Annotated in this window: 20 protein-coding genes and 1 other annotated feature; of the genes, 13 read left to right on the top strand and 7 right to left on the bottom strand. The window is 42.6% G+C overall.

The window, feature by feature from the left end; all coding sequences use genetic code 11:
* Positions 1-39 precede the first annotated feature (39 nt).
* The 4 genes from V7M78_RS16435 to V7M78_RS16420 form a co-directional block, all read right to left on the bottom strand.
* On the bottom strand, positions 40-813 hold the full coding sequence (locus V7M78_RS16435) for an ABC transporter ATP-binding protein (RefSeq protein ID WP_333651446.1): 774 nt from the start codon (positions 811-813) through the stop codon (positions 40-42).
* Entirely contained in the window at positions 806-1,690 is an 885-nt protein-coding gene (locus V7M78_RS16430) for an ABC transporter permease (RefSeq protein ID WP_442914668.1), read from the bottom strand. Before V7M78_RS16430 ends, V7M78_RS16435 begins: the two co-directional genes overlap by 8 nt.
* Before the next feature lie 26 nt (positions 1,691-1,716).
* Complete coding sequence (locus tag V7M78_RS16425; RefSeq protein ID WP_333651445.1) at positions 1,717-2,802, bottom strand: ABC transporter substrate-binding protein; 1,086 nt, start codon at positions 2,800-2,802, stop codon at positions 1,717-1,719.
* 85 nt (positions 2,803-2,887) lie between these two features.
* Positions 2,888-3,127: a binding site (T-box leader), on the bottom strand.
* 51 nt (positions 3,128-3,178) lie between these two features.
* Complete coding sequence (locus tag V7M78_RS16420; RefSeq protein ID WP_333651444.1) at positions 3,179-4,522, bottom strand: APC family permease; 1,344 nt, start codon at positions 4,520-4,522, stop codon at positions 3,179-3,181.
* A gap of 299 nt (positions 4,523-4,821) precedes the next feature.
* Here V7M78_RS16420 and V7M78_RS16415 point away from each other — a divergent pair, with 299 nt between their 5' ends.
* From V7M78_RS16415 to V7M78_RS16380, 8 genes are all read left to right on the top strand, one after another.
* The gene (locus tag V7M78_RS16415; protein WP_333651443.1) at positions 4,822-5,361 is read left to right on the top strand and encodes an AAA family ATPase; all 540 of its coding nucleotides are present in this window, start codon (positions 4,822-4,824) and stop codon (positions 5,359-5,361) included.
* 141 nt (positions 5,362-5,502) lie between these two features.
* On the top strand, positions 5,503-6,513 hold the full coding sequence (locus V7M78_RS16410) for a LacI family DNA-binding transcriptional regulator (protein WP_333651442.1): 1,011 nt from the start codon (positions 5,503-5,505) through the stop codon (positions 6,511-6,513).
* A gap of 149 nt (positions 6,514-6,662) precedes the next feature.
* Positions 6,663-8,096 carry a sulfatase-like hydrolase/transferase gene (locus tag V7M78_RS16405; protein WP_333651441.1) on the top strand — a complete coding sequence of 478 codons (1,434 nt, stop codon included), beginning with the start codon at positions 6,663-6,665 and terminating at the stop codon, positions 8,094-8,096.
* A 127-nt stretch (positions 8,097-8,223) separates the two neighbouring features.
* Positions 8,224-9,594 carry an ABC transporter substrate-binding protein gene (locus V7M78_RS16400; RefSeq protein ID WP_333651440.1) on the top strand — a complete coding sequence of 457 codons (1,371 nt, stop codon included), beginning with the start codon at positions 8,224-8,226 and terminating at the stop codon, positions 9,592-9,594.
* A gap of 196 nt (positions 9,595-9,790) precedes the next feature.
* Positions 9,791-10,687 carry a carbohydrate ABC transporter permease gene (locus V7M78_RS16395; RefSeq protein WP_333651439.1) on the top strand — a complete coding sequence of 299 codons (897 nt, stop codon included), beginning with the start codon at positions 9,791-9,793 and terminating at the stop codon, positions 10,685-10,687.
* A gap of 15 nt (positions 10,688-10,702) precedes the next feature.
* Positions 10,703-11,542, top strand: a complete 840-nt coding sequence (locus V7M78_RS16390; protein ID WP_333651438.1) for a carbohydrate ABC transporter permease — start codon at positions 10,703-10,705, stop codon at positions 11,540-11,542.
* A gap of 43 nt (positions 11,543-11,585) precedes the next feature.
* On the top strand, positions 11,586-12,449 hold the full coding sequence (locus V7M78_RS16385; RefSeq protein ID WP_333651437.1) for a class II fructose-bisphosphate aldolase: 864 nt from the start codon (positions 11,586-11,588) through the stop codon (positions 12,447-12,449).
* A 41-nt stretch (positions 12,450-12,490) separates the two neighbouring features.
* Positions 12,491-13,837 carry an L-fucose/L-arabinose isomerase family protein gene (locus V7M78_RS16380; protein WP_333651436.1) on the top strand — a complete coding sequence of 449 codons (1,347 nt, stop codon included), beginning with the start codon at positions 12,491-12,493 and terminating at the stop codon, positions 13,835-13,837.
* A 90-nt stretch (positions 13,838-13,927) separates the two neighbouring features.
* Here V7M78_RS16380 and aroA read toward each other — a convergent pair whose 3' ends face one another.
* The 3 genes from aroA to aroF are packed head-to-tail and all read right to left on the bottom strand — an operon-like array spanning position 13,928 to position 17,372.
* Positions 13,928-15,205: a 3-phosphoshikimate 1-carboxyvinyltransferase gene (aroA, locus tag V7M78_RS16375; protein WP_333651435.1), complete on the bottom strand. Its 1,278-nt coding sequence runs from the start codon at positions 15,203-15,205 to the stop codon at positions 13,928-13,930.
* A 12-nt stretch (positions 15,206-15,217) separates the two neighbouring features.
* A complete protein-coding gene (locus V7M78_RS16370) occupies positions 15,218-16,360 on the bottom strand; it encodes a prephenate dehydrogenase (protein WP_333651434.1) in 1,143 nt (380 codons plus the stop codon).
* Positions 16,353-17,372, bottom strand: a complete 1,020-nt coding sequence (gene aroF / locus V7M78_RS16365; protein ID WP_333651433.1) for a 3-deoxy-7-phosphoheptulonate synthase — start codon at positions 17,370-17,372, stop codon at positions 16,353-16,355. Before aroF ends, V7M78_RS16370 begins: the two co-directional genes overlap by 8 nt.
* Positions 17,373-17,647: 275 nt before the next feature.
* On the opposite strand from aroF, the gene V7M78_RS16360 reads away from it, so the two are divergent.
* The 5 genes from V7M78_RS16360 (at position 17,648) to V7M78_RS16340 (ending at position 25,543) form a co-directional block, all read left to right on the top strand.
* Positions 17,648-19,714: a glycosyl hydrolase 115 family protein gene (locus V7M78_RS16360; protein WP_333651432.1), complete on the top strand. Its 2,067-nt coding sequence runs from the start codon at positions 17,648-17,650 to the stop codon at positions 19,712-19,714.
* A gap of 74 nt (positions 19,715-19,788) precedes the next feature.
* On the top strand, positions 19,789-21,552 hold the full coding sequence (locus V7M78_RS16355; RefSeq protein WP_333651431.1) for a sensor histidine kinase: 1,764 nt from the start codon (positions 19,789-19,791) through the stop codon (positions 21,550-21,552).
* Positions 21,545-23,062 carry a response regulator transcription factor gene (locus tag V7M78_RS16350; protein WP_333651430.1) on the top strand — a complete coding sequence of 506 codons (1,518 nt, stop codon included), beginning with the start codon at positions 21,545-21,547 and terminating at the stop codon, positions 23,060-23,062. The genes V7M78_RS16355 and V7M78_RS16350 overlap by 8 nt, the downstream gene beginning before the upstream one ends.
* A 152-nt stretch (positions 23,063-23,214) precedes the next feature.
* A complete protein-coding gene (locus V7M78_RS16345) occupies positions 23,215-24,570 on the top strand; it encodes an ABC transporter substrate-binding protein (RefSeq protein ID WP_333651429.1) in 1,356 nt (451 codons plus the stop codon).
* 61 nt (positions 24,571-24,631) lie between these two features.
* Positions 24,632-25,543, top strand: coding sequence for a carbohydrate ABC transporter permease (locus V7M78_RS16340; RefSeq protein WP_333651428.1), 912 nt, complete (start codon positions 24,632-24,634; stop codon positions 25,541-25,543).

Raw genomic sequence — 25,543 nt, 5'->3', positions numbered from 1 at the left:
CAACCTCTGGTCTTTTAAGAACCGTTTTTCAGTCTGTATTTAATTTCCGCATTCAATGCTTATTTCATTGAACTTATCTAAAATATCCTCTACATTCAGGTTCTCTTTTTCTTTTCCTGCCTTATCAATGATGGCAGTTCCCTGATGCATCATCACAAGCCGGTTTCCGTATTCCACCGCATGACGCAGGTTATGGGTTACCATAATGGTGGTCAGATGCTTTTCCTTTACCACCTTATCGGTCAGCTCCATGATGATCTCTGCAGTCTTGGGATCGAGAGCAGCGGTATGCTCATCTAAAATCAGGAATTCAATGGGAGTCATGGTGGACATGAGAAGGGCCATTGCCTGCCTTTGTCCGCCGGAGAGAACTCCTACCTTTACCTGCAGCTTATCCTCCAGGCCAAGGCCCAGAGATCGGAGCTGTTCCCTGTAAAAATCAATGCGCTGCTTGTTGGTTCCGGGGAGGAGATTAAAGGGTTTGCCCTTTGTATCGGCCAGGGCCATATTCTGCAAGATGGTCATGCTGGGGCACGTTCCCATGGCTGGGTTCTGATAAACCCTGCCAATGCGGCGCTGGCGCTTAAATTCGGGCATATTGGTAATGTCGCTGCCGCCAACCAGGATGGAACCGCTGTCCAATGGAATGCTTCCGCAGATCAGGTTTAAAAGAGAAGTCTTTCCGGAACCGTTGCTTCCAACCACTGATACGAACTGCTCATTTTCAATGGTGAGGCTGAAATCGTTAAACAGGCACATCTCATTGACTGTTCCCTGGTTGTAGTATTTATTAATTGACCGAAGTTCAAGCATGAGTCTTCACCTTCTTTCCCCTTCCGTTGCTCAGCACCAGAATGGCCAAAAGCAGCACAGCGGTAATCATCTTTAAGTCCGATGGTTTCATTCCCATGGAAATAGCAAGGGAGACACAGCCTTTGTAAATAATGGAGCCTGCAACAACAGCAGTGGTGGTCTTTACAAATCCAATCTTTTTAAACAACTTGGTGCCGATGATCACGTTGGCCAGACCGATAACAATGGTTCCTGTACCGATGCTGATTTCAAAGAAGCCCTTTTGCTGACAGTAAACAGAACCTGCCAGGGCAGCCAGGCCGTTTGCGATTGCAAGGCCGATGATCTTTACCATGCCCTTGTCTTTGGCAAGTGAGGTGACAAGGGCTTCGTTGTCTCCCACAGCCTGAAGCAGATAGCCGGAGCGGGTCTTTAAATATTGATCCAGCAAAAACTTTACAACCAAAACGATGACAGCTAAAATCACCACAGCACTTACATTTGCAAGGTTCCCGGAAAAAATCCGGTCAATAAGCGGGTTTTCAAAAATTGTGCTGCTGTTAAAAATAGGAACATTGGCTTTTCCGGCAACCCTTAAGTTAACGGAGTAGAGTGCAGTCATGACAATGATACCTGACAGAAGATCCCTTACCTTTAATTTTACATGGATAAAACCGGTGATGCATCCGGCCAGTGCCCCAATAGCAAAAGCGATAAAAAGCGTTGCCGTGGGGTGTACGTTAGCCAGGATCAAAGTCACAGTAACTGCGCCTCCCAAAGGAAAGGTTCCATCCACAGAAAGATCGGGAAAATCCAGAATCTTATAGGTAATGTATACGCCCAACGCCATAATGGCATAAATCAGGCCCTCTTCCAAAACGCCGAGTATGATTGACATGATTGCAATTCCTCCAAATGTGTTGATTACTGGGCAATATCAGTGAAAATCTCAGCAGCAGAGTCGGTCAGTTCTGTTGGTAATGTGATTCCCAGGTTTTCTGCTACCTTTGTATTTCCGTAGAAAGCTGCCTCTTTGATTACTTCAAAATTCATTTCGCTTGCCTTTGCTTCACCCTTTAATACTTTTGCTGCCATTTTTCCGGTCTGCTTTCCTAAGTCTACATAATCCAGTCCGATGGAAGCCAGACAGCCGATCTTTACCTGCTCCACTTCGCTGCCGAATACAGGAATGTTTTTCTTTGCAGCTTTGTCTAAGATAACAGGAAGGGAGCTTACTACTGTATTATCCGTTAAGTTGTTTAAACAGTCAACCTTTTCCAAGATGCTGTCAGCAGCCAGCGGGATATCTGCTGCGGAAGTAACAGGGCCTTCTACGATTTCAAAACCGTAAGCAGGAGCTGCTGCTTTATATTCTTTAATTGCTGTTTCTGAGTTTACTTCACTGGTGCTGTAAAGAATGCCGATGGTCTTTGCATCAGGAAGGAGAGTGCGGATCATTTCCAGCTGCTTTTCTACAGGCAGTTTATCACTGGTTCCGGTGATCTCTCCAACAGGTGTTCCGTCTGCGTTAGCCAGTGCAGCTGCGACTGGATCGGTAACTGCTGTAAAGATAACAGGAAGATCGCTGTTTTTGGTAGCACCGTAAGCGGCCTGGGCAATTGGTGTAGCAATGGCGCAGATCAGATCAGCTTTTTTAGAAGTAAATTCAGTGATGATCTGGCTTGCGGTTCCTCCGTCAGCCTGGGCATTTCCAAACAGAACGGTTAAATTCTTTCCTTCTTCAATTCCTTCTTCTGCAAGTCCCTGCAAAAAGCCTTCCCTGCAGTTGTCAAGAGAGCCATGCTCAGCGAACTGGGCAATTCCTACGGTATAGGATGCTCCATCAGTTTCTGTTTTACTCTCAGCGCTCTGTTCTGAGCTTGCTGCTTCAGAAGCAGCCTGGGAAGCAGGAGCTTCTGTGGTTTTTTCCGGAGCCGGGCTGGAAGCACAGCCGGAGAGTGCGGTAGCAGCAAGAACTGCCAGTAACAGGGTTTTCATTGATTTTTTCATAATTTTCTCCTCCTAAAATGGTTTCCGTTGACAGGACAAAGGGGCCGGTGCAAATAAAAAAGTCCCAAGTACGCAAAAAATACGTACTTGAGACGAATTATACAATCCGCGGTGCCACTCAAATTGACTTGGTCAAAGCCCACTTTTTCATATACTGACATATATGCCACTCAAATAACGGTTGTGGTTTCCGTCAGCCCCTAAGATAAAGTTCAGGGCCACCCTCAAAAGTCCATTCAGCTATCTGCTCTATACCGCACTCTCACCAACGGCGGCTCTCTGAAATATTGCTGGAAAGCTTACTACTCTTTTTCAACGGTTTATTTTTATTTCATTTAAAAAGTATATTAATACGTTTGAGAAGATTTGTCAACTGTTATTTTGCCTTTCGTAAAGTCAGAGCTCCAAGGATCATAATAACAGAAAATATAACCAGATAAGCTACTGCAGCCATTCCATGGGCGAACCAGGCGGCAACGACCATAAATATGCTGCCTGCAAGTGACAGACATGGCATAAATATCCGGTTAAAAAAGTTCATTTCCCTGCTTTTCACCATGAACATAATAAAAATAGGGATGTACAGGGCATATATGGTGATAATAGGCAGCTCCGAGGAATCAAAGCTAAAAAAGCCAAACCAGCCGGAGGTCAAATTTGCCCCGTAAAAGTAAAACAGCCAGAGTCCGCAGAGAAATAACCCTAAAATAGCGGAGTTAACAGGCATATTGGTTACCGGATCCACCTGGACAAAAACCTTGGGAGCAGGGCCAAGACCCCTTGCGGAAAGAGAATAAATTCCGCGGGTACAGCCAAGCATCAGCCCGTTTAAGGTTCCCAGGCATGAAATGATGACAAATACGAATAACAATGAGCCGCCTGCTGATGTAAAGACCGTCTGGAAAGCCAGCTTGGCGCCGGATTCGCCTCCGGCCATCATCACCTCATTTTCAATGGTTCCGGCTAAGCCGATGTAATAGAGGATATAGGCGGACATGGTGACAAAGGTTCCTGCGATCAAAGCCAGAGGAAGGTTTTTCTTTGCATTCTCTAACTCCGCATTGATGCAGGTGGCAATGATCCAGCCTTCATAAGCAAAGCATGCCGCAACAACGGCGGTGAACAGCCCGTTGGAGTTGCTTTGAGACACGTAATGGGTGAAATTGTATACCGTCATTCCGCTTCTAAGTCCGGTAAAGGTTCCTACAATTGCCATTAAAAAGAGAGGAATCAGCTTGATAATGGTGGTGCTCACCTGAAACTTTCCGGCCAGAACCGGAGATAAGGCATTTATGGTAAAGCTGGAAATCAGGTAAAGACAGGCAATAGTCATGCATTCCCCGCCTGTAATGGGAAATCCAAAGATCACGCAGGTATACCGGGCTGAAACCCATGCCAGCACAGAGGTAATGGTAGGATAATAGATCATTGCCATAAACCAGCCCACATAATAGGAATAGGTCTTTCCCATGGCTGCCTCTGCGTAATCCACGATTCCGTTAACATATTGGTATTTAGTAGCCATAACAGAAAACGTATAGGCGCAGGAAATCATAATAACACCGCCAATGACCCATGCAAGAATTCCCAGTTTTAAATTTCCGCCTGTTGCAGTGAGGATTTTTTCTGCCTTGAAGAAAACGCCGCTGCCCACAACGATACCGATAACCATTGCAATGGCTGTAAAAAGTCCGTATTTTTTCTCTAACTTCGGTTCCATGTTTTAATCCCTTCTCCTTGTTCAATAAATTCTTTTTTCTTATTATTTTTACCAATCATAAAATGATTCCCCCAAATCGAATTCTATGATATTATGGTATTGTTTCGCGGCCAAATTTCTGTCGAAATCATGCAGGCAATTGTGAAATTTGTCAGCCATTCCATTTTATCATAAAGTCAAATTTAATCCAGCAAAATTTTTTCTTTTTAAAAAATTTTTTAATAACCATACTTCAAGGCCCCGGTGGATATTGACTGGGACTTACAAATCAGCAGAAGAGGATTTTCAGGGAGGAAAATATGGATAAAAAAGTGATTCACATATACGGAGCATCAGGCTCAGGAACATCTACCTTAGGTAAATACATATCAGAGCAGATGGGATATACGTTTATGGATACCGATGATTATTACTGGCTTCCCACAGACCCCAAGTATACGAAGAAGAGAGAAATAGAAGAGCGGCTTTCCTTGATGAAGAGGGACATCTTTCAATCAGGCCAGGTTGTTATTTCAGGCTCCCTTGTAGATTGGGGAGATGAACTGATTCCTTATTTTACATTGGCAATCCGGATAGCCATAGATAGAGAGGTCCGGCTGGAACGGTTAAAAGAAAGAGAAAAGCGATATTTTGGTTCACGCATTGAAGCTGGCGGAGACATGTACCAAAACCACCTGGAATTTATGGAATGGGCAGCCGGTTATGATACCGGCGGTCTGAATACAAGAAGCAAGGCAAAACATGATCAATGGCAAAAGCTGTTAAAGTGCAGACAGATTGTTGTAAATGGGGAAGATCCGTTGGCGTATAATCTGGAATTGATTAAAATGGAAATATAATAATGCACAAAAATGTCTTAGAAAAATTGTGAAAAAATAAAATTATTATCAATAATAATGATGTATTGACAAATGACAACAACGTGTTATAATGAAAAATATAGTATACATACGTGTTGATACGAGGGGGGATTGCACATAATGATCAATAACAAGCGGGTGACAAGAGCTGATGTTGCAAAACATGCTAATGTCAGCGAGACTATCGTATCTTATGTGATTAATAACAACAGATATGTGAGCAGAGAAAAAAGAGAACGGGTGGAGGCAGCCATCAGGGAGTTGAATTACCGCCCCAATAATGTGGCAAGGACTTTAAAAGGAAAGCAAAGCAATCAGATTATCTTTATTGCGGATCAGATAACCAATGAATATTTCAGCCGTATTGTCAGTAATATGGATAAGTTTGCCTATAACCATGGGTATTTGATATCCTTGTGTGCCAACAGGAATTCACAGGAGTTTGTTTCCCAGGTAATCAGCCGGCAATATGATGGCATTATCATAAGTTCTACCAGTTTTCCCGATGAATATGTACAGCAATTCATCGATGCCAATATTCCGTTAGTCCTCTTCATGAACCGGAGATATCATAATATACCTAAGAATGTAGGAATTATTAATTCAGGGCTATACAGTGGTGCAAGGGAATGTGTGAAACATCTGGCGGCAAAAGGCAGAAGGCATATTTTATATATAGACAGAATCAGTTCAAAAGGAACGAAAAGCACCATGGATGATTTAAGGCTTAGCGGCTTTGTTGACCAGATGCATGAAAGCAAACTGGAATTTACGGAGAAGCAGATTATAGCGGGCTGTTATTCAGAGGAACAAGTGGAAGAAGAGATTATAAAAAGAATCCAGAATGGACTGAAAGTAGACGGCATATTCGGAAGAAATGATATGCTGGCCTGCGTGGCAATGTCCGCAGTGAAACGAATGAATTTAAAAGTTCCGGAAGACATATCTGTAATAGGATATGACAATTCCTCAATCAGCAGATTTTGCAGCCCCAAATTAACCACCATGGAGATGCAGCAGGAAGAGATCAGTCATGCGGCAATCGATATGCTCCAAAGGATTATTGATGGAAAAGAAGGAGATTTAAAAGCATCTTTTAAAACGAATCTTATTTTAAGAGAGAGTACGTAAGATAAATATGATTGAAGCCTGTTGATGATACAACAGGATTTTCATTACGATGTACACACGTGTTGACATAATTGAGATGATGGAACACATGGAAAATCAAAAACAGTTCATAGGAATTGACGGGCGCTCATAATCAAAAGGAGAAAAACATGGAAAGACCCAATATATTGCTTATTACCACGGACCAGCAAAGATTTGACACCATTCATGCTTTAGGCAATAAAGAAATATTTACTCCTCATCTTAACTGGCTGGTGGATGAGGGGATAACCTTTAACAGATGCTATTCTGCATGTCCTGTATGCATGCCTGCAAGGGCTACCATTATGACCGGCAAGGAGGCTTATACACACGGGTTGACAGGAAACAGTAATGATTGTTTACCTATGCGGGATCATGTGACATTTCCTAAATTACTGACGGAAAACGGATACCAGACAAGAGCTGAAGGGAAATTGCATTTTTTTCCTATGAGAGCCACTTACGGGATCGAACATGCGGATTTACCCATGGATTATTTTAATGAGATGAGAAAATATGGGAAATATTCCACCCGGTACCATGGAATCGGTGAAAATGAAGTGGAACCCTTTATCAATACCGGAAATGAAGCAGACTCATTAACCCATTGGACGGTCGATAAATCCATTGATTTTATAGAAAACAGAGATCCTACCAGACCTTTCTTTCTATGGACCAGTTTCACAAAGCCCCATTCTCCTCTTGATCCTAATTTATCTTTTTGGGAGATTTACAACGGAATTGAAATGCCGGACCCTGTTATGGGAGATTGGTCCGCTGATATGGATACGGCACCCCTGGGATTTTATAAACCGACTTTTCAATTGAATAACATATGGCGTATGTCAAAAGCTCAAAAAAGACAGATTAAGAGAGCATATTACGCATGCATTTCCCAGATTGATTATAACTTAGGCTTGTTGTTTGCAAGAATGCGTGAATTAAATCTATTGGAAAATACCTGGATCATATTCACTTCAGACCATGGAGATTTATTGGGAGATCATAATATGTGCGCAAAAACCAACTTTTTAGAAGGTTCTTCCCACATTCCTCTGTTAATTAAACCGCCTGCTGAATTTGGAAGCTCTGACATCAGATATGCGGGACTGCAGTGCGATAAAATAACGACTCTGGCAGATATTATGCCTACCATATTATCTATTTGCGGAATCAGTTTTCCTGAGGGCTTAGACGGAAATGATTTGCTTCGTTATATAGAAGATGAAAACGAAAAAGACTTTTATGGAAATTGCGAAGATAAATATTTTGTTTTCATGGATAAACAATTTAAATATATGTGGACCTGGTATGGAGGAGAGGAATTATTATTTGATTTGAAACATGACCCATTAGAGCAGCATAATCTGGCAGCTCTGCCGGAATACGACTCAATTAAGGAAAAGCTTAAGGGGAACATGGTAGAGAACATGAAAAAAACATCTCCTCATCTGGTAGAGGGAAATAAACCATCAGCCGGAGAAAAAATCAATTCCCACCGGAATATATCAAGGTTTCCCGGTCTTAATACAACCTTATTTCCAAGAGATTCTTTTCATTGATGTTTTACCGTTTTAAATGAAAGTTAACCTTATAAAAACGTTCATTCTTTTGGTTCAGAGAAGGTACTGGGAGCTTGAATGGGGGTATAGGGAGCTTAATAAAAATTTTTAAAAGGAGAAGACAAGAATGGGTAAAATGAAAAAAGTATTGGCACTGTTGTTAACCTTTGTATTAACAGTATCTTTGGGAGCATGTGGGGGTTCCACAAAAGAAGAAACAAAAAAAGATACAGCACCAACAGATGCCACAACACAGGCAGCTCAAGAGGAAACCACCAAAACAAGTGAGAACTATGAGTTTAAAGAACCGGTTACAATTAAGTTTGCAAATTATGGGGTATTGGAAGCTGGCTATGATAAGTTCTGGAATGACGCCAAAAAAGGTTTTGAAGAAAAATATCCTGATATTACCGTTGAGTTCATGACTGCTGAGTATGGTCAGATGTTAACTCAGGTTGTAACCTGGGTTGGAGGCGGAGAAAAGGTAGATCTGGTTTTCGGTGAAGCTTCCTGGATTTCAACCTTAGCAGATGCAGGAATTTTAATGCCTGTTACAGAGGCATTTCCTGCGGAGTATTTATCACAAATATATCCATCCATGATGGATGCCATGAAGATTGATGGAGTTCCTCACGGAATACCGATGTACGCATCTCCTTTCATTATGCTGTATAACAAGGATTTATTTGAACAGGCTGGTTTAGATCCAGAGAGCCCTCCTACTACAATAGACGAAATGATGGAGATTGCACCTAAATTAGCTGAATTAAAAACTGCAGACGGCAATGCCGTATATCCTTTTGGAATGACAACCGCATCCGTAGCTGTATCCGGATCATGTCTTACTTCTTTAATATATGGATTTGACGGTTATACATTAACGGATGATGGACAGTTAGACATTGACAATCCCGGATTTAAGCAGACCTTTGAATTTTTAAAGGAAATAGATGATAAGGGCTATAATCCTCAGGTAAGTAAATTAAAAGACTTGAGAAACTTATTCGCATTAGGCCAGCTTGCAATGTATTATGACCAGTCCTGGGGATTTAACGGTGTTCGCAGCATTAATCCTGATGCCATCGATTTTGTGGCATCCGCAGCTCCTTTAGCCGGCGGACAGGGAGCAGGTGAAAGCTTAATCCAGGCCCATACTCTTATGATGGGTAATAACGGGGAAGCTCAGGTAGAAGCGACCAAATTATTCATCCAGTACTTACTCACTGAAGATGTTCTGATTCCATATTTGCAGAATGTTGCTCCTGGATATCCTTCCATGATGGCATTAAGCGAAATTCCTGGAATTACTGAGTCCCCTGTTTTGGCAGGCGCTATTAAATCTCTGGATACAGCAAGAAGTGCAACCAATGTTCCTGCTATCAATGATTTCAATCTTGAATTAGCTGCATTGGCACAGGCAGTTACGGTTAATGATAAAGATGTAGACCAGGCGATCAGTGATTTTAAAACAGCAGCAGAAGGTATATTAAGCAACTAGGAACTATTATTTGGCAGAGGAACAAAATCCTCTGCCAAACTAAATCAATGACCGGCTTTGGATTATACTTCAAGGAATGCTTTCAGATTTATTGGAGAAGAGAAAATGAAGAATGTGATAAAAACAGAAAGGGGAGCCTATCATGCAGAATAAGTCAATATCATTTGACTCACGTAAAACAAAAGGTGCACCATTCATGAAAAGAATCACAAAAGATAGGCTGTTTGCCCTGGCATTACTGACTCCGTCTATCATAGTTACAGTTATGTTTATTTTAGTCCCGGTTTTGGACTCGGTGGTAAGAAGCTTTCAGGATTACAGAATTAAAAATATTATTGCCGGAACGCCGGGAAAATGGAATGAGTTTGCCAACTACCTGAAGCTCTTTTCCAACACCAAACTTTTATCATCAATAGAAACTACATTTATATTTGTGGGCGGGGTGGTACTGGCCCAGTTTATTCTTGGCATGGCAATGGCCTTAGTGTTAAATTCCAATTTAAGAGGAGCCAGGTTTATCAGAAGTATTATGATGGCACCCTGGATTGTACCGACCATTATATCCGGTCTCATATGGATGTGGATATATCAGCCTCAGTATGGGCTGTTGAAATATGTGGTGAAAATATTCAGCTTTGGCAGGATAACAGACTTTGCAATGTTAAATAATCCGGCAACAGCTCTTTTGGGAATCGCAATTGCCGCTTTATGGAAGCAGATTCCTCTTACGGCATTGCTGCTGGTATCAGGACTTGCCAATGTGCCGGAAGAAACCCTGGAAGCAGCTACCGTAGACGGGGCCAATTCCGTAAACCGCTTTTTTCACATTACAATCCCATATATGAAAAGTATCATCAAAGTTACAACATCAATGTCAATTATAGAAAACTTTAAGCAGTTTCCTCTGATCTGGACGATGACAGGCGGAGGTCCTGATAATTCAACCAGCACATTGGCAATTTTAAGCTACAGGGAAGCATTTGTATCCAACAATCTTGGATCAGGAGCTGCAGTTACAACCATATGGATGCTGCTGATGATTTTGGTAGTCATATTATTCAATACTGTATTTAAAGAAACTGACATGGAATAGGAGGGGATAATAGATATGAAGAAGAAGCAGATCATGTTTTCGGTCATTCGTTATACAGTCATTGCATTGATTTTATTATTTCTGTTATTCCCCTTATATTGGGTTTTAATGACATCATTTAAAGAGAATATGGAGGCATATAAATTTCCTCCTACGTTTTTTCCGGAACTTCCCACAGCTGCTGCATACATAAAGCTGTTTACAGAAGATCAATATTTCTTCCGCTATTACATCAATAATTTTATTGTATCAGGTTCCTGCGCCGTATTAACCACATGTATGGCAATTATATCCGGATATGCTTTATCAAGGTTTCATTTTAAATGGAATAAGTGGATCATAGCCGCTTTTACTTCGGCACAGATGTTTCCGGTGGTAAGCCGTATGATTTCTCTGTATGGGCTTATGGGAAGTATGCACTTAATAAATACGAGACAGGGATTGATCTTGGCATTAACGGCGGCAATGATCCCGTTTACCACCATGCTGATGGCCAGCTTTTTTGACAGCATACCCAGAGTATTGGAAGAGGCCGCTTTTATTGACGGAGCCGGCAGGCTTAAAATCCTGTATTCCGTTATCATACCGCTGATCAAGCCGGGTATTGTTGCCGTTGGCATTTATTCCTTATTAATGACCTGGGATGATTACCTGCATGCAACCACACTGATCCAGACCGATTCACTCCGGACTCTTTCGGCAGGTGTTTCCGTGCGTTATTTAGGAGAATTATCTTACGACTGGTCGCTCGTTAATACTATTTCAGTGATTGGCATTATTCCAATGTTACTTCTATTCTTTTTCTTTCAAAAGCATCTTGTAAAGGGGTTAGTACAAGGAGCAGTAAAAGGATGAGTAAGATGGGGCAGAATATTGAATAGGAAAGAAGGACAAAGAGATGTTAGTAACAAATAAAGAAAATCTGGAGTATGCAAGCCGGAATGGATATGCTATTCCCGCAATTAATACACAAGGTGGAAATTACGATATTATATGGGCCATTTGCCGGGCGGCAGAAGAACTGAAATCCCCTATTATATTAGCCCATTACGTATCTACCGGTGCATATTCGGGAAATGACTGGTTTGTTGAGGTGGCGAAATGGTGTGCCAACAGAGTATCGGTGCCTGTATCCATTCATCTGGATCATGGAGACAGCTATGAAATATGCAAAGAAGCACTGGAGCTGGGTTTTACCTCCATTATGATTGACGGTTCCACAAAACCCATCGAGGAAAATGTGGAGCTTACGAATCAGGTTATTGCAGAAGCCAGAAAATACGGTGTTATGGTTGAAGCCGAGATTGGAGAACTTGCCCGATTGGACGGCGAAGGAAATGCAGTGGAAAATAAAAATGTGGCTGATCCCGAAGAAGTAAGAAGGTATCTCTCTTTATGCCGGCCTGACACCTTGGCAATTGGAATTGGAAACGCCCATGGCTATTATAAGGGCAAACCGGATATTAAACTGGATATTTTGAAAGCTGTAAGGGAGTTCACAGATATACCTCTCGTACTTCACGGATGCACCGGTATGTCTGAGAGTATTATAAAAGAAGCAATCAAAATGGGAGTAGCTAAAATTAATTTCGGCACAGAAATACGGTATAGATATGTTGAACATTATGCGGATGGACTCAAAAATCTGGATCACCAGGGGCACTCCTGGAAACTATCCCAATATGCCAATGATAAATTAACGGAAGATGTAAAGGCTATTATCCGTTTAGCAGGATCAGAAGGAAAGGCTTTTGATCAATAACTACATAAAAATAGATTTGTAAATGGAAAAGAGGGACCCCTATGAAGAAACAACTCAATGTAGGATTTATAACAACACTTTCAGGCAGATGGCCCAGAGAGCTTCCGGAAAAGAGAATGAAAGAATACGGGGAATGGCTGGAGGAACATTTGCCCGGCGTAAATCTCATTAAGGCAAAAGCTTTGGGGGATTCACCGAAAGCAGTCGATGAGATTTCACAGCAATTTAAAGCAGAAGCAGTGGATATTATTGTTATGGTTTACGGAGCATTTACCGGAGACGATATACCAACCTGTCTTGCAGAAAATCTGGAGGTACCGATTATTCTTTGGGCGCCCCATGAGCCTGCCTTTGATAAAAATGACAGATTGTATGCCAATGCTTTGGTGGCAGTCACCATGAATTCTGCGTCACTGAAAAAACTGGGCTCCAAATGCTATTCCATTTATGGTGATAAGGAAGAAGCGGCCACTGCCTCAAAGGTTATAAATCTGATAACAGCCTATAGCGTATTAAAGAAGTTAAAAGGCACTGTATTGGGATTGTTTGGCTATCGTCCTACGGCTTTTTATAATTCCAGCTTCAGCGAAAGCCTAATCCGAAGAACCTTTGGAATCAGAATGGAAGAGACAGATTTAAAAGCAGTATTTGATGAGATGGACCGTATGCCCAAGGAAGCGTATGAAGCAGATATGAAAAAGGTGGAAGGTGAATACGATGTAAGTAAGCTTCCGGAGGGACATTTGGAGAATCATTCTAAATTATATCTGGCATTAAAAGAGCTTATGGAGAGACAGTCCTATGATTTTGCCACGATCAAATGCTGGCCGGAGATGGGAAGTCTGCATACGACACCATGTGCAGTATTAGGCAGATTAGCAGACGAAGGTATGAGCATAGGATGTGAAGGCGATATCGATGCGGAGCTGGCCCAGATCGTGCAGAATTATCTTACGGGACTTCCAACCTTTATTACAGATATGATTAATATTGACGAAGAAGAAAATGTGATGACTTTCTGGCATTGCGGAAATGCGGCACCATCATTAAGAAACACCAAGCATGAATATACGATCAATAACCACCCTCTGGCAGGACAGGGAACGGCATTTTACGGAGCACTGAAAGAAGGAAAAGTGACCATAGCAAGATTTTGTAATATTGACGATTCTTATAAGTTGTTCCTTTTAAGGGGGACAGCAATTGATAAGGACCGCTACACAAAGGGGGTTATGGCTAACATTAAAGTTGACCAGCCTGTTAGAAAAATAGTGGAGCGTATTATGGAAGAAGGAATCCCTCACCATTACAGCATTGTATGGGATGATGTGGCGGATTCCATGACAGAGGTCTGTAAGCTGTTAAATATACCGGTTATTGAGATGTAGAACAACAAAATAGAAACTGCACCCTAATTGTTAAACACAGTTCTGTGTTCTGCTGTTAGAGTGCAGTTTCTTTTTTGTTTCTTTTCTCAATTATAGACTCAACTTTTTCAAATCCTCATAAAATCCCGGATAAGAAACATTGACGCATTCTGCACCCAGAATTTCCGTTTCCCCTTCTGCACACAATCCAGTCACTGCAAATGTCATGGCGATCCTGTGGTCCAGCTTGCTGTCAATGACAGCCCCATGAAGAGGCTTTCCGCCCTTAATGATCATGCCATCCTCTGTTTCCACAACATCGGCTCCCATGGCGGATAAGTTCCGTACCATAATATCAATGCGGTTGGATTCCTTTACCTTTAATTCCGCTGCATCCTTAATCACTGTTTCCCCTTCTGCAAAGCAGGCCATGGCGGCAATCATAGGAAGTTCGTCAATCAAGGTGGGAATAATGGCTCCGCCGATGGTAACACCGTGGAGAGGACCGGATTTCACCAGAATGTCGGCAGTAGGCTCTCCTGAATCTGTATTCACCTCTAATAAGGTAATATCAGCCCCCATATCCCTGCACACGTGGATGATTCCGTCTCGGGTAGGGTTGATGCCTACGTTTTTCACCAATATTTCTGAGCCCGGAACCATAAGTCCCGCTGCAATAAAGAAAGCTGCAGAGGAAATATCCCCCGGAACCACAATCTTATTTCCGTAAAGCTCCTGGGCAGGAGTGATGCAGGCAGTGGTTCCTTCTGTTCTTACATTGGCTCCGAAGTATTTCAGCATGATTTCAGAGTGGTTTCTGGACACGTAAGGCTCCGTCACCTTTGTTTCCCCTTCTGCATACAATCCCGCTAAGAGAATACAGGATTTAACCTGAGCCGAGGCCACCGGGCTGGTGTAGTGGATGCTGTGAAGCTTTTTTCCTGTTATGGAAAGAGGAGCGCAGCCATTGTCTTTTAAGCTTCTTATATCGGCTCCCATCATGGATAAGGGCTCCATAATACGCTTCATGGGACGTTTCTGAATGGATTCGTCCCCGGTTAAGGTCACGTCAAAGTCCTGGGCAGCTAAAAGGCCGGAAATCAAGCGGGTAGTGGTTCCGCTGTTTCCGCAATCCAGAATGGTTTCCGGTTTTTTCAATCCCCGAAGCCCTTTGCCGTGGACAATGACGGTGTCGTTGTTATTTTCAATCTGAATCCCCATTTTCTGAAAGCAGGAGATGGTGGAAAGGCAGTCAGCTCCCTGAAGGAAATGGCTGATTTCTGTAGTTCCCTTTGCAATGGCACCAAACATCACGCTGCGGTGGGAGACGGACTTGTCGCCGGGTATGGTTATCTCACCCTTTAACGGGGAGGATTTTGTGAATTTCATAAGGTTCCTCTCTTAAGTTGAAATTAAATCGTAATGATACCGCTCCAGCACTTCCCACGCCCTGTCCATGGTATCCCTGTCGTAAAATGCAATCCGCAGGGTGCCTTCCCCATGTTCCCGGTTATGGTTAATGCCTATGTTTTTAATGCTGATTCCCTTTGCAGCCAGAATGACGGCCAAAGTGGAAATGGCGCCGACCTCGTCAGCCATATCCACAGTGAAAGAATAATCCGGTGCAATGGGGCCTGCCACCTTTTCCGAAAAAGAGTCCCGGTAATCTCTGGAGGTTTCAAAGAGCCGGTAAATGTATTTGTTGTCCTTTTTCTTTAACTCAGCCAGAACCTGGCTTAAAGATGTAATGTACCGGTCCAGGATCACGGCCAGATTACTGCTGTTGGTCATGCAGATCTGCTCCCACATTTCCGGTGAGGAAGAGGCGATTCTTGTAATGTCCTTAAAGCCTCCTGCTGCCAGCCGTTTCATCAGTCCCTGTTCATTGTCCGAATCCTTTACCAGATTGACAAGGCTGGAAGCCACGATGTGGGGAAGGTGGCTGATTGCAGCGGTGACAAAGTCGTGTTCATGGTAATCCAGAACAAGGGGAAGAGAACCGATTATTTTGGCAATATGGACCAGCCGCTCCACCTGATCCTCAGTGGAAGAGGAGGTAGGAGTGATGATGTAGTAGGCATTTTCCAGCAGATGGTCTGTGGAATTCTCATATCCTGTCTTTTCCGACCCGGCCATGGGGTGGCCGCCTACAAAGCAGCTTTCCATATCGAGACGGATGACTTCCTCATGAATATCGGTTTTGGTACTGCCCACATCTGTAATGATGGCACCCGGCTTTAAAAAGGTTTTTATATCAGAAAGATACTTTGCGTTATATTCCACAGGAGTGCAGAGAAAGATCAGGTCGCATTCCCGCAGTTCTTCCCCGATTCCGTCCAGAATCACATCCACAATTCCGTCTTCCTGGGCCTTTAAGAGTCTGGAACGGCTCCGCATGTATGCCATGATTTTTGTGTTCGGTTTTTCCCGCTTGATCCCTCTGGCAATGGAGCCGCCAATGAGACCAAGCCCGATAAAGGCAATTACGGCATCCCCCAAGGGGGCCTCTCTTTGCCCTGGGGGCAAATTCACCTTATCATTCATCCAGCGTCCTCCCTGCAAGCTTGGCATAAGGCTTTAATTCTTCCACCAGACTGTCAAACTGCTCAAAGGTCAGGGACTGGGGACCGTCAGACAAGGCGCAGGAAGGGCAGGGGTGAACTTCCACGATCAGTCCGTCAGCGCCTACTGCTATGGCTGCCTTGGAAATGGGTTCAATATAAGCTCTTACTCCAGTTGCGTGGCTTGGATCAATGATGACCGGAAGATGGCTCTTGGCGCGGATGACCGGAACTGCGCTGATATCCAATGTATTTCTGGTGGCTGTTTCGTATGTGCGGATACCCCGTTCACAGAGAACGATGTTGGTATTGCCCTCAGAGGCGATGTATTCGGCTGAATTGAGCCATTCGTCGATGGTAGCGGAAAGACCTCTCTTTAAGAGAACAGGAACGCCTGCTTTTCCGGTTTCCTTTAAAAGTTCAAAGTTCTGCATGTTGCGTGCGCCGATCTGGATCATGTCCACGTATTTAACGGCTGTTTCAAGAGCCTTTAAACTGGTGACCTCACATACAATGTTAAGGCCTGTGGCTTCTCTGGCTTCCTGCATGAATTTTAAGCCTTCTTCCTCCAGCCCCTGGAATGCGTAAGGAGAAGTTCTTGGTTTGTAAGCGCCGCCGCGAAGGAACTGGGCTCCGGCTTTCTTTACGGCAAAGGCGGTTTCCATAAGCATGTCGTGGTTTTCGATGGCACATGGGCCGGCCATCATGGTCAAGTGTCCGGGGCCGATTTTGGCATTTCCGATGGTGATGGCAGTGTCATCGGGATGGAATTTTTTATTTACCAGCTTGTAGGATTCTGTAACCGCAACAATTTTGTCAACACCGTCCATCAGCTCAATGTTTGCGCCCTGAAGCTTTGTCTTGTCGCCGACCACGCCTACAATGGTCACCTCTGTTCCTTCTGATAAATGAACCTGAAGGCCATTTGATTCGATTAAATTCTTTATTTTACCAACAGCTTCATTGGAAGCGTTAGGTTTCATAATAATGATCATGTGTTTTTTTCCTCTCTTTTGAAAATATATAATCCTCATTGTAATAGATGAAAGGTGACTTGTCAACGCTTTTACACGTTAAACTTCGACGCTTTAACGTAAATTCATATTTTGTGCCATAATAGAAAATTGAAAGGGTTTATAGTGAGAAAGAGCAATAGAAGGCTAAAAAGTCGGTTTTTTACCTCCTTAATGCAGGAAAATTACATTTAATTATTCTTTAAATTTATATAGAATTGAGGAATAATAGGCATTTACCAGAAAGGAACAGACTTATGATGGAAGGATTTATATTAAATCATGGCGTTACAATACATACAGACTATAAAAGCGAACCTGTAAATCTTGGCATAAACCGTTTTTACCGGGATGTGGATATGGTTCTAAAACCGCTTCAGGAGAAAAGGAAAACCGGTCCGGGAAAAATTACTTTCAATAAAATCCGGTCAGGAAAAGAGGAATTTATAATCAGCGTAAAAAACCGGGAAGAAATCGTCATTGAAGCGGCGGATGATTTAGGCTTTATTTATGCCCTTTTTCATATCAGTGAGCATTATCTGGGAATTCTCCCATTCTGGTTCTGGAACGACCAGGAATTTGTAAAGAAAGAGGAAGTAATTATTCCGGTTTCCCAATATCACTCAGTTCCTAAAAAAGTGGAATTCAGAGGATGGTTTATTAATGATGAAGTTCTGATCAGCCACTGGAATGGGGGCAGGGATAAGGGATATCCGTGGGAGATGGCCTTTGAATCGCTTCTGCGCTGCGGAGGAAATGTCGTAATTCCGGGGACGGACAGGAATTCAAAGGAATATGCAGGTCTGGCATCGGCCATGGGGCTTTGGATTACCCATCACCATGCAGAACCTTTGGGAGCAGAGATGTTTTTGCGGGCCTATCCGGATAAAAATCCCTCCTTTAAAGAACACCCCGACTTGTTCCGCCGCCTTTGGAAAGAGGGGGTTAAAAGGCAGAAAGACGAGAAGGTTATCTGGAATCTGGGATTCCGGGGCCAGGGTGACACTCCTTTTTGGGAGCAGGACCCTTTATATGATACTCCCGAAAAAAGGGGAAATCTGATCAGCAGCATTATGCAGGAGCAGGCAGATCTGGTAAGGGAATATGTAAAGGAACCGGTATTTTGTACCAACTTGTATGGAGAAACCATGGAATTGTACCAGCAGGGCTTTTTAATCTTGCCGGATGATGTGATTATGATTTGGGCTGATAACGGATACGGAAAAATGGTATCCAGAAGACAGGGAAATCACAATCCCAGAGTGCCCGCTCTTCCGGGGGAAAATCTCAGGGATCAGAACCACGGCGTTTATTATCACGTTTCCTTTTATGATCTGCAGGCTGCCAATGTACTTACCATGATCCCTAATTCCATGGAATTTATAGAAAAGGAATTGAACCATGCTTACAACTGCGGAATAAAAAATATGTGGCTGATCAACTGTTCCAATATAAAGCCTCATGTATATCCTTTGGATTTTATTTCTTCCCTTTGGAATGGCGGTATGGAACATGCAGATGATCATTTGGAACGGTATATAAAAGCTTATTATATGGCGGAAAATCCCGGAAAGCAGCAGGACCCATTGTTACTGGAAGCGATGAAACGTTGTTTTCGGGAGTATTTTGACGCTGCGATTCCCTATGGAATAAGAGAGGATGAACATGCCGGAGAACAGTTTTATAATTATGTGACAAGGGTTTTGATTCATGGCTGGAGGAAAGATGGAGGGAGAAAATCCAGTGAGGAGTTAAACTGGTGCATACCGTCAGAACATTACTTTCAGCAGATGCGGTGGTATCAGGAAAAATGCGGGAAAGGGTATCCGGGTTTTCAAAAGCTTTTGGAATCCTGCAGCAGGATAAGGGAGAAAGCAGGAAGGCTGTGGGAAGACTCCCTTTTGCTTCAGGTTAAGATTCATACACGGTGTCTGGAGGGAGTCATTCACTTTGCCCAAGGATACGATGCGTATGCAAAAGAAGATTATCTGAATGCTTTTTATGAACTGGGACAGGCAGCCGACCGGTTTTCAGAAGCTGACGAAGCTATGAAAAACTGTTGTCATGATAAATGGACCGGTTTTTATGACAATGACTGCCAAACAGATATTAAGGAGACGGCATACCTTCTGAGGCAGCTTATGGGATATGTGAGAAACTTAGGGGACGGACCTTATTTCTACCAGTGGCAGAGACTGGTGATTTATCCGGAGAAAGACAGAAAGATTCTTCTTTTGCTGAATGAGGAAAACCATCTGACAGATGAAGAACTGTACCTTGCGATGAAAGAAAAACAAATATGTAGTAAGGGTTCTTTTATTTAAGAAATAAAGCCAGTCTGTAAAAACTGGCTTTATTATGGTAAAATGGGATATACCTTTGGAGGATATGGACCAGCATGAGAATAAAACGTGGTTATTGGTATAGGAAATATTGTGATTTAAAATTGGCAAAAAAGATGATCGTTGTTTATGTCGTCATGCTGGGAATCTGCTGTCTCTTAAGTATAACGGCCTTGCAGTACAGCTTTAATATTTATGACGGAAAGCTGTATGAAAAATCCCTGCAGGAGCTGGACTACTTTACCCAACAGGTTAACAGAAGCTTAGATGAGGTGGAAAACCTCTCTTACTATATTGCAATTGATACAAAAATACAGGAGCAGCTTGCAAAAATCCGCAGCTTAAAACATTTCACTGCGGAATATTCTTATGAGACTTACCAGCTGAGGATGATCATGGTCAATGATCTGGCTAATTCCAATATCATATCTAATATTTTATATACAGATGAAGAGAGCACACAGTTTTTGGTGGGTACAGCCACCGGGACCATTGATGAAAAGCTTTATCAATCAATGATGGAACGCATTCATGAGGCCAAGGGCGCCTATGTGGTGCAGGAACCTACGGAAGAATACCCCTACCTTTTGACCGGGCGGGACATTCGCAAACACATTGATTCCAGTCTGGAATATCTGGGAAGCCTGCTGATTACCAGCAATGTGGCGGGAATGATTGAGAGAAATATTGATGATCTGGAGGCAGAAAGTTCTGCCCTTTGTGTATTCTCAGCCAATGGGGTTATTTATGAGAACCAGGAAAATATGATGGAAAGCATCTCCGTATTAGAGGGAGAGAAAGGATATCAGATTATCAAGAAACAGGGGCAGCGGTACTTTATGTGCTATTTGAAATCGTCGAAAACCGGCTGGACATATGTAAATACGTTCCCATACACTGAGATTTACGGGCAGAATCAGAATTTAAGGTATTTGATGTTCGGAGGATTTATGGCACTGTTTTTAGCCTCTGCTCTGATTTTAAAGAAAATGGCTCATATGGTTACAAAACCCCTTGAGAATCTTACGAAAAGTATGGAAATTGTGGAATTGGGAGATTTCAGCGGAGCCAAAAACTTTCTGGAAACCAGTGACCGTGCTGATGAGATAGGCCTTTTGACCCAGGAGTTTCAGGTTATGCTGGATAAGATTGATAATCTGATTCATGAAAATTATGAAAAACAGATTCTTATTAAGGATACCAAATATAAGATGCTTCAGGCACAGATCAACCCTCATTTTCTTTATAATACCTTAAACAGCATCAGTTGGATGATACGGGCAAAAAAGAATGATGAAGCAGCCCAAATGACGGTGGCCTTGGGTGTGATTCTGCGCTCAGCGTTGAGCAAGGAGCAGTTCTTTACGCTGGAAGAAGAGACGGAAATATTAAGACGATACATAACCATTCAGGAATTCCGCTACCGGAAACGTGCTGTATTTCATGTGGATTCCCAGATTTCCGGGTCATATCTGATTCCTCACATGACCATACAGCCTCTTGTGGAAAATGCGATTTATCATGGAGTGGAAAAGATGCTGACACCCTGCACCATATCTGTCTCCATAAGAGAAGAAAAAGAACGGATACTGATACAGGTTTCCGATGACGGTCCGGGAATGACAGCAACAGAACTTGAGGCGGTAAGCACTTTTGCTGTACAGCCTCAGGGCCATGGGATTGGATTGAAAAATATTTATGAACGCCTGAAAATGGCATTCGACCAGGAAACAGAGTTTCAGATATGGAGTGTTCCGGAAAAAGGAACAATTATAACCATTAGAATTCCGAAAGTAGAGGCTGATAAAAAGAATGTATAAGGTACTGCTTGTAGATGATGAGGAGATGGAGAGAGAGGCTATGGCAGAAACCATCCCATGGGGCAAGGTTGGGATGGAATTGGCAGATATGGCCTGGAATGGGATTGAGGCCCTGGAAAAGATACGGACCCATCAGCCTGATATCGTGATTACTGATATTAAAATGCCGGTTATGGATGGAATTGAACTCATTAGAAAGGTCCGTGATTTATATCCGGACATATTCTTTGTAGTCCTGTCCGGTTACGGGGAATATGAATATACCAGCAAGGCCATGGAATTGGAAATACGTCATTACATATTAAAGCCCTGCGATGTGGATAAAATCGTGGAAGTACTTTTGAATGTAAAGAAGGAACTTTTGATCAGAGAAGAGAAGCTGAAATCTGAACGGGAATATCAAAGCAGCATCCAGCGTATGGTTCCTCATATTAAGGAGCGGATTCTTTTTGAATTAATAACAAAAAAAGAGCTTTCCGTTTCAGATAAAATTCTCCTTGCAAATTTTACAGAAGATCTTGCCGATGATTTTATTCTTTTATCCGTCCGGACGCCTAATGAGTATGATCAGTTGGACCGTTTTGCATTGACTAATATTTTAACAGAGCTCATAGGAGAAGATCAGGTCTATATGAGCGCAGGATTGAAAAAGGAGATTGTTTATCTTCTTCCCGGAAGGCTTGCAGAACAGCTTAAGCCTCTGATCGCGAAAGTCCATAATGAATATTACAAATATAAAAAAATCAGACTTTGCTCTGCTGTCAGCAAAGGGGGACGGCTTCAGGAATGTTTCCAGCTGTATTGCCAGATTCAGGAGCTGTTTGATTTTGGCAGTCTGGAGGAAAAGCGGGAATTTTTCAGATATGAAATGTATGAGGGAGAACCGGAAGGCTCTTTTATGACAGTGGACTACACCAGGATTCAGAATGCAAAGAATATAGAAGAGCTGATGTTTGAAATCTATTGTTCTTTTATAAAAATGGAAATTCAGGAAATTCCATTGGAACGAATGGCAGAAGTATACAGCTTTGTTTTAAAAGTTCTGTTTGGAGAGGAAAAAGAACTAAAAGGCAGCAGCCATGTGTGGGAACTGCTGGAGCAGGTGATTGAACAGTGTGCATTCCATATGAATTTTGCATTTCCGGACACAAAAGACGGGAAAAGAATGAAAAAAATCTTATATATGATATACCGCAATATTAAGAATCCGGACTTAAACCTTCAATATATGGCTCAGCATGTGTTATTTATGAACGAGGATTATTTAGGCAGATTTTTTGCTAAGAACATGAATCAACGTTTTTCTGCTTTTCTCGTAAGAATCCGTATTTGCCTGGTCCAAAGGATTCTGGCTTTCCAGCCTGATATGAGAGTGTCTCAATTGGCAGAACAGACCGGTTATCCATCTGACGGACAATATCTTACAAAGGTATTTAAAAAGCATACGGGCATGGTACTGTCAGAGTATCGCAGATATATAAAAAAGAATAGAGGAGAGGATGCGGAATAAGTATGTTCTGCATCTTTCTTTTTATAGTTCACCACAGTTTTTAGTCGGATTTTTACCAAGACATAGTCTGATAATTCCATTCAGTTTCCCGTATAAAATCTTTATAATATAACTGTCAGAAGAAATCAAGAAAACAAAAAAGGAGAGGTGTTATGATGAGAAAAACGTTAAAGAGGCTTGCGGCTTTGGGATTGACGGTTGCGATGGCATTTTCAGTGGTTGGCTGCAGTTCCGGTAATAAAGAAACCACTGCAGCAGGAAGTACGGAGGCTGCCGGTACGGAAAGCACAGGGGGAGAGCCGGTCACCATTAAAATCACCTGGTGGGGAGGACAGGGACGGCACGATTACACCCAGAAACTCCTGGATCTTTATACGGAGTCCCACCCAAATATAAAATTTGAGGCAATTCCTTCCGGCTGGGATGGATATTTTGACAAACTGGCAACTCAGGCTGCATCAGGTTCCATGCCTGATCTGGTTCAGATGGATTACCTGTATATTACCACATATGCAAAAAACAACTCACTGGCAGATTTGCAGCAGTTCATTGATGATGGAACCATTGATATTTCTAAAATAGATGAAAATCTTTTAAATACCGGTAAAATCAGTGATAAGATGAATGGCCTGGTGCTGACCAGTTCTTATCTCTCCATGGGATATAATCCGGAGGTGATGGCAGAAGCGGGAGTATCTGAACCGGACAGCAGTTGGACATGGGAAGATTTTATTTCCATATCAAAAACCATCAAAGAGAAAACAGGAAAATATGGATTGTCCAACGGACCTGTAGATGATACTAACTTTTTCAATTACTGGGTAAGACAGCACGGAGAAAGCCTGTTCAGTGAAGACAAGAAATCGCTTGGCTACTCAGACGATAAGATATATTCTGATTTTATCCAGATGTGGGTTGACCAGATGAAGGCAGGTGTGGTTCCCAATCCAGATGAGTATGCAGCTATCCAGGCCCTGGGACAGGAGGCGGGTCCCGTGGTGACAGGAGATGGGACAATGCTGGTTGAGTGGAATAACTACGCGTCAAAGGTAAGCAGTGTCAATGATAAGATTAAGATGGTTACTCCTCCGCTGCAGTCAGATTCAGACAGCAAAGGTTTGTGGATGAAACCCGGCATGTTCTTTTCCGTGGCAGAAACTTCCAAGGTAAAGAAAGAAGCCGCAGAGTTCATTGACTGGTTCGTAAATTCCGAAGAAGCAAATGATATTATTATGGCAGAAAGAGGAACTCCAGTGTCTTCTGATATCCGGGATCATATGGTTAACTCCGGAAAACTTACGGAACAGCAGAATGCAATGTTTGAAAATGTAGAAAATGCATTGGCATTTTGCGGAGAAACGCCTGATCCGGACCCGGTAGGAATGTCAGAAGTCAATGAGGCTTTCAAAAATTCCGCATACAGTGCTTTTTATGGACAGATCACTCCCGAAGAGGCAGCAGCAAAGTTCAGAAAAGATGCTGATGCAATTTTATCCAGAAGCAATTAATCAGGATCGATCAGAGAGGTCACGTTATTGGGACCTCTCTGATGTTAAGTGAGGAGAAACAATGAAGAATAAAAAGAAAAAAACCGTATATAAACCAATAGATAATCTGGTGGGATATCTGCTGCTGGGGCCATGGCTTCTGGGGTTTATCGGTATGTGGCTGGTTCCGGCAGTGATCTCATTCTACTACTCTTTTACGGATTTCAATCTGTTGAACACCCCCAGGATCATTGGTTTTTCCAACTATATGCGTGCGTTTACACAAGATGAAACATTTGTACAGGCTTTAAAGGTCACATTTATCTATGTACTCATTCTGGTGCCTTTGCGGCTGGCCTTCGCTCTTTTTGTTGCCATGCTGCTGAATAAAAAACATAAATTTCTGGGACTTTACCGGACCTTATATTATGTTCCTTCTATTATAGGCGGCAGCATTGCCGTATCGGTGGTTTGGAAGCAGATTTTTGGAAATAAAGGCGTTATGATGACACTGTTATCTGTTTTCGGTATTGGGCAGAACATGTCTTTTCTGGGAAATCCCAAAACTGCCCTGAGCGTTATTATTTTGATGGGAGTATGGCAATTCGGTTCTTCCATGCTTATATTTTTGTCGGCCTTAAAGCAGATACCTTATACACTTTATGAGTCTGCCATGGTAGATGGGGCAAAGCCTCATTATACATTTTTAAAAATCACTCTTCCAATGCTGACACCTACTATTTTCTTTAACCTGATTTTACAGATTATCAACGGTTTCCGGGTGTTTACGGAAAGCTACGTCATTACTGACGGAGGTCCTTTAGACAGTACTCTGTCATATGTACTTTATTTATACCGCAGGGCATTTACCTTCTTTGACATGGGATACAGTTGTGCATTAGCCTGGATTCTGGTGGCAATCATAGCGGTTTTTACAGCTATTCTCTTCAAAACACAGAAGAACTGGGTATATTACGAATCAGAGGAGGGTTGA

Origin of the sequence: Lacrimispora sp. (genome assembly GCF_036758025.1) — a bacterium.
In the GTDB taxonomy this organism is placed as follows: domain Bacteria; phylum Bacillota; class Clostridia; order Lachnospirales; family Lachnospiraceae; genus Lacrimispora.
This window is presented reverse-complemented; position numbering and strand designations above follow the sequence as displayed.